The organism is Streptomyces sp. NPDC037290 (genome assembly GCF_055603245.1).
The window spans coordinates 1-8089 of sequence record NZ_JBVJVZ010000067.1; the positions used below are offsets into that span (position 1 = coordinate 1).

The following is an 8089-nucleotide window of genomic DNA, read 5'->3' on the forward strand; positions in this document are numbered from 1 at the left end:
CTCTACCACGACCGCCCCGAAAGCGCCCCCGCGCTACCCAACAACCCGAACACGCCTACCGATTGATCGCCAACACCACGAAGAGGGGCACGATCCGCAGCCAAGCCCGACGCACTACCGCGTGCCTCCGTGGATGTGCGGTCGCTGTGTCTGCCTGAGCGTGATGGGCCCAACAAGGCCACCGGCGCTGCTGGACACCTGCCGGCAGCGGCCCACAGCAAGGCCTGCGCCATCTTCGCGTCCAACCCGGATGAAGAGAGGACGACCTTCCCCAGCGTGACGCACTGACCTTTACACCAGGCGTGCGGCCGAGTCCGTCATGGTCGGAGTGTTTTTTTCTCTTTATAAGCAGGGTTGAGGGTCAGGGCCGGCGGCTTGAGACTCCGGAGCGGCTGGTCCTGACCTTCAATCCCGTGGCGGCGAACACGCACCGCACCGCTCCAGTTGTCGGCCCGTCGCCTTGTCCCCCCTGGGCGGCGGGCCCAAGCGGTGGTGGGAGCTCGGTGTCGTGGCGGCGGATTCGCCGATGCGGGGCGTTTCCTTGTGGTTCTGTCAAGCGCGGTCAGCTGGACCACGTCGTGCGGGAGCAACCAGCGGCGGGCTGGCTCCTGTGCTGCGCCCCGCCCGCGACCCGGTGGCTCTCGACCCTGTCCTGCCCTCCCGGCGGTACTGGGCGGCAGGCGGATGACCTCTTACAGAGATGAGGAATACGGCCGTAACAAAGGATGGCGAGCTGCGTCCTAACCAATGGGAGTGAACACGTCCAGGAGGAGCCTGGGCGTGCCGGAAGGCCACTGACCTGCAGCCACAGCGGTCGGACTATCCGAGGGCAACCCAACCGGCACCTCCCTTTTGGAGAGCCACGTCCCGAGGAGCGGTCCGTGAGCGAGACCACTTCGTCGCGGCCCGGGGATCGCTTGACGCCCGATATGCCCCCAGCGTGGCAGGAGGAACACCACACATGCAGTCCCCTCATCGACGATGCCCGTGCCTTGGACAGCGCCCTGAGGAGTTCCCCAAGCTCGCCGACGGCCAGTCAGGTCCTGTTCATCACCTGCTACGACTCCCGGGTCGTTCCGGCCCTGATCACTCGTACGACAAGGAGCTCATGGCGCAGGGCGTGGGGAACGCCGTCGGCGGCGCGCTGGGCGCGCTGCCCATCAACGTGGTGATCGTGCGCAGCGCTGCCAGTGCCCAGCCGGGGGCGAGACCAAGACGTCCAGAGTCCTGCACGGGCTGTTCGTGGCGCTGCTGCCGTTCGCGCTGGCGATGATTCCGCTGCCCGCCCTGGCAGGTGTCCTGGTACATGACGGCTGGAAGCTGATCCCGTTCCGGCAGGTCGTCTCACTGTGGCGGGAACACCGTGGAGAGGCGCTGATCCTCGTCGTATCCGCCGTCGCGATCGTCATGTGAACATGTTCGAGGGTGTGCTGATCGGTCTGGCCCTGGCGTCAAGACCGCCTGGGAAGCCTCGCACGTGAAGCTGGCGGTCGTCGACAAGGGTGCCGGACCGATCCGGGCGCACCTGTCAAGCAACGCGAACCTTCCTCCGGCTGCCGAAGATTGTCGACACGCTGGAATCCCTTCCCCAGGACCGTCCGGTGGAGGTGGATCTCTCCGGCCTCCACGACCTGGACCATGCCTGCCGTACGGCCCTGGAGAACTGGGTTGAGCGTCGAGGAGCGGTCAGTGCCGAGCCGGTCCAGATGCTGACAAGTTCCCAGTGACGCAGGCCTTTTGAAGCACCATGTGCAACGGGGCCCCGCCCCGTGAGGGGCGGGGCCCGTCTGTCCGCTGATCCGCCGGGGGATGTACGGGTCAGCGGGGGTCTGGAGGGTTGAGCAGCTGCGGAGCAGGAGGGTGTTCTGTGTACGGGAAGTCGGCAGACCGCCGGCTGCAACTGGCCCCTCACAAGTGTCGCGAGGGGCCAGACGCGTTTCCATCGCGATGGACGGGACCAGTGGCGTCCGTCGGATGGAGCGGCGGGCCGCCTCCGCCGTTCAGGCGGCGCGCTGCGAGGTAAAAGAAATCATGTAAGGAAAGCCAGGGGCAAGGCGAGAGCGGGAACTGTGTGGCCTTTCCACATAACTGTTCGGTGCACCGAACAATGGTCGTACCGGTACGAGCGGTCGTTCGTAGGGTGACTGCGGTCGCGGCGTGGCGAAGGCTCACCGGACTGCCGGGCCGGCCAGTGCGGAGACTCTGCCCCGCCCATGCGGGTGTGGTGGGGGACGCTCCTGCACAGATCCTTCGGTCTGCACGCGGAATCGGGAAGCAAGTCGGAATGCCGGGCGTGCGCAGGCAGCGCCTTTGCGTTAAGAACCGCCGATTCTGTAGACGGCATGGGCGATTGCGGACATGGTAGCGGCATGTGGATAAATCCGACCATGACGCCGGTCCCGCTCCCCGCGCGCGTGCGCACCTTCGCGGACCGGTGTGAATTCAATGCCGTCGCCTGTGTCGCGCGGCATGCGTCGAACCAGTTCGGCCCCGGCACCGTAGCCGGACTCCCCGGCCGGGAGGTGTAGCCGTGTCTTGGGACCTTCCCTCGGGCTCTCCCGGCCACAGTGGATTCACCCTTGGTGTCCTGGACGACGGTTCCATTCCCACCTATCGCAGCGGCCGCGTCCTGATCGAGCGGAACTTCACTGATTGCCCGGACCGCCGCGCGGGCAACTGGCAGGGGCCGGCTCCCGAACGCCTGCCGCAACCTGCGGCTCTCCAACCGGCCTGCACCTGCGGCTGGCGAGGCTGCTCACTCCCCTACGACCCCGATGGCGGAACGATCACCTCAGGCGCGCTCACCCGCCACGATGGCCAAGGCCTCGAGGCCCTCGGTGAATGGATGGCACACGCGAAAGCCGCCGAACACGCCGTGTCCCCGGTAGTCCCCGACTGCTACCGCTCCCGGATCGGCGAGCTTGGCGAAACCCTCGGAGAGTTGGCGGACGAGCGCCCCCGCGCAGCCCTCACCCTGATCCGCCAACTGCGCGAGCTCGCCGACCATCTTGAACCACTCGCCGTTGCCCGGGCTTTGGCATACGGCGTGGTGTGCGAGGACATCGGCGCCGACCTCGGCCAGAACAAGCAGGCCGCCCGCCAACGACGATGAAGATACTTCATTCCGTGCGGCCAACAATTGTTTTGGTCAAGAAAATGGCCCGGTCCGAGTCGACAGTGCGTGGATCGGGCAGTGGGCGGATTCAACTGGTCATCGCAGCACCTCGATCTTGGAGGTGTTGATGGGCAGGCCAGCGGGATGGATGAAGGCGCCGACGGGCAGGGCGCCGATGAAGTCGCCTGGGAAACCGTCGCTTCGCCGAGATGCAGAACGGTTGTTCTGGCGGGAGATCGCACCAAAGGGCTGACCAGCGAGGAACGCGAAGAAATCGCCTTGATGACAGCCCAGCAAGCTGGGGTTCGTGAGATCACTCGCCGGCTCGGTCGTGACCCGGCGACCATCTCCCGGGAGTTGCCAAGAGCGGCTCTCCGGCCAGGTCCACCGACCTGAGGGGACGCCAGTGCCAGGACCTCAGGCCGCAGCCTGGAAGGGCCGTAACAAGCCGCGACGAGAAGACCGCAGGTGGGCCCCGGCTTGGAGCCCGGAGTAGATCTCGAACCGGCTGAAGTTCGACTTCCCCGAATCCGGTTCACCATGCTGCTGCAACCGCCCCGATGGGACGGCTACGGTGTCGAGCCACGGGCCAGGAATGGCCCGGCCGTGGCGCCGAGGCCGTGAACGACGCGATCGCCACCACGATCACCACGCTGCCCGAGCAACTGCGCCGCTCGCTGATCTGGGACGGCGGCAAGGAGCTGGGCCAGCACACCCAACTGAGCGTCGGCACCGGGCTGGAGGGGTACTTCGCCGACCCGCGCAGCCCCTGCAACGGGGCACCAACGAGAACACGAATGGCCTCTTGCGCCAGTACTTTCCCAAAGGAACAGACGTGCCGCGATGGGACGCCGACGAGCTGTTGCTCACGCTCTCAACAGCAGACCCCGGAAAACGCTCGGTTTGAAGACGCCTGCTGAAGCCCGTGTTCCCACACATCAGAGTGAAGGCTCACTTAATGCTGTGAGAGATAGATCTCAGAAGCCCTGATCGTTTTTGGCGTTCCGGGAATTGCGTGTTTACGGTCGTGACTGCTCACCATCGTGAGCCTCGGCTGCCGCAACGCCGAATCCTGCCAGCGGTTGCCCGGGAACAGTCGTCGCGTCAAGCGCCGTGGGCAGGAGCGGGAGACCCAAGGTAAGTGCCGGACCTGGCGGTTGACGCCGGTACCGGCTGGGGGTGAAGCCGCACCTCGCGAGAGCGAGTGCGCGGCCGGGCAACTCAACCGGCCCGAACCCGGCAGCTCACTTCGCAGGCGTCGGTGAGGGGATCGATCCATGCTGTTATCCGGCAAGGGCAAGCGCCGCCGTCCGTCCAAGGCCATCCGCGTCATCGCTCTCGTCGGCGTGACCGGCGCCGCCGTCGCCGCCCCGCTGATGGCGGCCGGCAACGCCTCCGCCGCCACCGCCTCCGAGTGGGACGCCGTTGCCCAGTGCGAGTCCGGCGGCAACTGGTCCATCAACACCGGCAACGGCTTCTACGGCGGCCTGCAATTCACCAACTCCACCTGGGTCGCGTACGGCGGTACCGCCTACGCCGCGCGTGCCGACCTCGCCAGCGAGGCGCAGCAGATAGCCGTCGCCGAGAAGGTCCTCGCGGGCCAGGGCAAGGGTGCCTGGCCGGTCTGCGGGACAGGTCTGTCGAGCACCTCGTACTCCGTCGGCTCCGCGTCGGCAGAAACCAGCGCCCGCGAGAACACTGACACCGGTTCCGGAGAAACCAGCGCCCGCGAGAGCACTCGTGCCGGTTCCGACGAGAGCACTGGTACCCATTCCGGCGAAGGCGCGAGCACAGGCTCCAGCGCCACCACCCGCTCCACGGACCAGCGGGTCACCTCTCACGGTTCGGGCGAGTACAAGGTCGTCAAGGGCGACACGCTCAGCTCCATCGCCGTCAAGCACCGCGTGGCCGGCGGCTGGAAGGAACTGTTCGAGCTGAACAAGGGCATCGTCGCGGACGCGAACCTCATCTTCCCGGGTCAGCAGCTCCGACTGGGCAAGTAGGCCAACGCCGGGTCTTCGCCCTGCCATGACGTTCGGTGGGTGGTGCTGTAGCTCATCCACCGGGGCGTCAGCTCCCCGAGGGGCCGGTTCGGCTGTGTTAGCCTAGAAGACTGAAGAATGTCCGAAATATTCGTTTCATGGAGCATGGCGCCGGGTCGACACGCGAGAGTCCGGTGTCGCGCCACACTGCAACAACGCCATTGAGCGAGCCCTTCGAGATCTGACAGCCGGACCGCGCGCAGAGACTGCTCGACTCCGGCACCTCCTTGTGGGCAGGGCGCGTCATGCGGATGCCTCGCGGATCACACGACACAGATGCACCGCCTCCGAGATCCGCAAGGGGGAAAGATGAGTTTTTCTCGTTCCGCTCTCACCATCGCCGCATTAGCCGCCTTATCGCTGGGGACCACAGGCGCCCTGACGCCCGCCTCCGCCGCTGCCACCACCACACCGCAGAAGGTTTGTGGCGGGAAGGGGTACAAGACCGTGAATTCTGCTCCCGTCGGCTCGCTCGGCACCGTCTATCTGACGTACAACTCCTCGAACGGCAAGAACTGCGTCGCGACCATCCGCAACAAGGCGGGCGCCGCGCTGGCCATGTCCGCGTGGGTCTACGTCACCGACACCGACAAGGGCGCCCAGGACTACGGTCGGTACACGCTGTTCGCGGGGCCGGCCGGCGTCCACGGCGAGGGCCATTGCGTCGACTGGGGTGGCAACATCGACAAGGTGTTCGTCCAGGTGACCGGCTCCAACTGCTCCGCGCTGAAGGAACACCGGGTCACCTTCACCCGTTGACCTGCCCCTCCATGTCCGGCCGCCGCATCGGTCCCTACGTCAGCGCCGGACAACAGCGCGCCCGGTCATCCCTCTGCATGTTCAGCCACGTAACTGTGGCGCGGTCACGGCAGGCCGGCGATGGAAACACCGCTGAGAACGGACCAGGTTTCAACACGTTCACGCCCCCAGCGGCTGAACTGCCTTCCGCCGTTGACCACGCGGCCGGTCTACTGATCGTGCCCCGTCTGCATCACAGGGGTGCGTGGGCGGGGCATCGGTCGGGGTGGACAGTCAGACGCAAGGGCCCACCCCGACTTCCCTGCGCAACGAAGGGCTCCGGTACGTCGTCTTTCGACGCTCTCCTGCTGACTGTGAGACAGGGCATTCGAAAGGGATGGGGCTTTCGATCGCTCGGTACGGTGGAGGCAGATATGACCAGGAGGCACCTACGTGAGACAGCAGCCGATGCCCAGGACAGACGCGGCAAGGGCGTCGGCGCAGTTCTTTCCGTGGCGGGGATGATGTTCGATCCTCTTGCCGTCGATGGCACGAGGCAAGCCACGCTGCCAGGACAAGCGCCGGCGATCTGCCTCGCGGGTTGTGACGAGGACCCGTCGGAGACCAACATTGTTCGCGGTATCGACTGAATATCGGCCTCGGCAGCCTGCGGGACTCGCAGGGCGGGGAAGCCCGGCCAAGGCCCCTTGCGGAGAGCGTTGACCGGCATTGCACCTTCTCACCGGCGGCGCCCTGCTCATCTTCCCGTGCGCGGGCCCCTGGTCGGATCATGCCCGGACGATGGTGGGGCGCGTTCCGCAGCGCAGGCGCGTCCGCACCGCATGCCGTCGGGGTCGCCGGACGTTCGGCCGGAAACCGAGTCCGGCGATCCCGTTCGGGCGTGGGAACCCTGTCGGTCAGTCACGGCTGGCAACCGACAATTGCACCAGGCCGATCTGGCACTGCCTGAACGACTCGTGCCCTCGTCCGCGGTCGTTGAGCCCACCAATGCCGGCAGACGGGTGCGGGTTCGTGCGGCATGCTTTTGCCTCGGCGGGCCGCACCAGCGGCACCCGACGGCGTGGAGGACCTTATCCGCTTGGAAAGTCTGAGAGCCCGCCGGCGAGGTACTCGATCCAGTTGCTCTCGTGGGTACGTCAGCCGTGCCTCGTGTCGACGCTGTGGTCCTGTTCTCCTCATCCGGTTTCCGAGACGCTTACGCGGCAGGCGTTCGGGGTGCGAGCGACGTACCCACCGAGTGCGCGGCTGTGCACGGGTGTGCGCCGCACACCAGGGGGTGGCCACGTTGTGCGTCTGCGTTCCGAGCACACACGCTTACGTTTGTCCGGGCGATTCGGTTGGCTGGCTGGAAAGGATGGCTATCAGCAACCCGTGACAAGGAGAGGCGCAACCATGAATGACCCCCTTACCGTTGCCGAAATCTTATCCACCTGCCGGCATGCCCCGTGCGGCCAAACGGAATGGGAGCCCCCTCGGACCGACATGCTCAGCCGCTCCGCAGTACGCCGTATGCTGCGTTCCTTATCGACGGCGAAGACTCATGGGAAACGCCATTCCCTGATGAGAATCGTAGTGTTCAAGGCCAGGCACGGGTGAAAGGACAGACGCGGTCTCGTGCCGTGGCCGCCCCGGCTGGTCTCGGTCGATGCGTCCGGCCCCGAGCGCTCCAGCAGGCCGCAAGGAATGCGGTATCTCGACGTGCCCGAGGGTGACCTTGGCGGCGGAGTGCCGCTCCCTCCATGTGTTGGCCCCGTCGCCCACGGGGAGAGGCGACGGGTCCAACGGCTTCAGCGGCACTGTGAGCATTGTGCCGCCAAAGAGTTGGGGCTCAGGGATAGCGGCCACCGCCAAGCCGCCGCCACCCAGTCCCCCTATATAAGAGTCAAAGAACGCCCTATCGTGACGTTCGCAGACCCACTCGGAGGCAACCGGCCTGGTCAGGCCTCCACCGCGATGTCCTCTTGACGTGCTGCTGGTCATCGGCGCGTCCTGGAGCGTCGGCCGCGGCCACGGCCCCGGTTGCGGGGGCCCACGACGGCGGGGGCGGTGTCGTCGTCCTCGGCGGAGCGGTCCGCGGTGAGGTCCTCCTCGGCGGCGGCCTGGGCGCGCTTGGCCAGGACCCGCTTGGTGAGGGCCCTCATCGCCGGCTCGCGCTCCTTGAGGTCGGCGACGA

The 8089-nt window shown here is 66.5% G+C and carries 4 protein-coding genes, 3 pseudogenes and 1 riboswitch; of the genes and pseudogenes, 6 read left to right on the forward strand and 1 reads right to left on the reverse strand.

Going from position 1 to position 8089, the window contains the following annotated elements:
- Positions 1-1078: 1078 nt before the first annotated feature.
- The 6 genes and pseudogenes from ACZ7HQ_RS44210 to ACZ7HQ_RS44235 all read left to right on the forward strand — a co-directional run.
- A pseudogene (locus tag ACZ7HQ_RS44210) lies at positions 1079-1727 on the forward strand (SulP family inorganic anion transporter); the annotation flags it as partial.
- An 803-nt stretch (positions 1728-2530) separates the two neighbouring features.
- A complete protein-coding gene (locus tag ACZ7HQ_RS44215) occupies positions 2531-3112 on the forward strand; it encodes a hypothetical protein (protein WP_471002983.1) in 582 nt (193 codons plus the stop codon).
- Between the two features lie 151 nt (positions 3113-3263).
- Positions 3264-4105, forward strand: a pseudogene (locus ACZ7HQ_RS44220) (IS30 family transposase).
- A 142-nt stretch (positions 4106-4247) separates the two neighbouring features.
- Positions 4248-4388, forward strand: a riboswitch (cyclic di-AMP (ydaO/yuaA leader).
- A gap of 4 nt (positions 4389-4392) precedes the next feature.
- Positions 4393-5118 (forward strand): transglycosylase family protein, encoded by a 726-nt coding sequence (locus ACZ7HQ_RS44225; RefSeq protein ID WP_471002986.1) that lies wholly within the window; start codon positions 4393-4395, stop codon positions 5116-5118.
- A 348-nt stretch (positions 5119-5466) separates the two neighbouring features.
- Positions 5467-5916, forward strand: coding sequence for a spore-associated protein (locus tag ACZ7HQ_RS44230; RefSeq protein WP_471002989.1), 450 nt, complete (start codon positions 5467-5469; stop codon positions 5914-5916).
- Between the two features lie 413 nt (positions 5917-6329).
- Positions 6330-6545, forward strand: coding sequence for a hypothetical protein (locus ACZ7HQ_RS44235; RefSeq protein ID WP_471002992.1), 216 nt, complete (start codon positions 6330-6332; stop codon positions 6543-6545).
- A 1347-nt stretch (positions 6546-7892) separates the two neighbouring features.
- Here ACZ7HQ_RS44235 and ACZ7HQ_RS44240 read toward each other — a convergent pair.
- Positions 7893-8089: pseudogene (locus ACZ7HQ_RS44240) on the reverse strand (protein translocase subunit SecF); the annotation flags it as partial.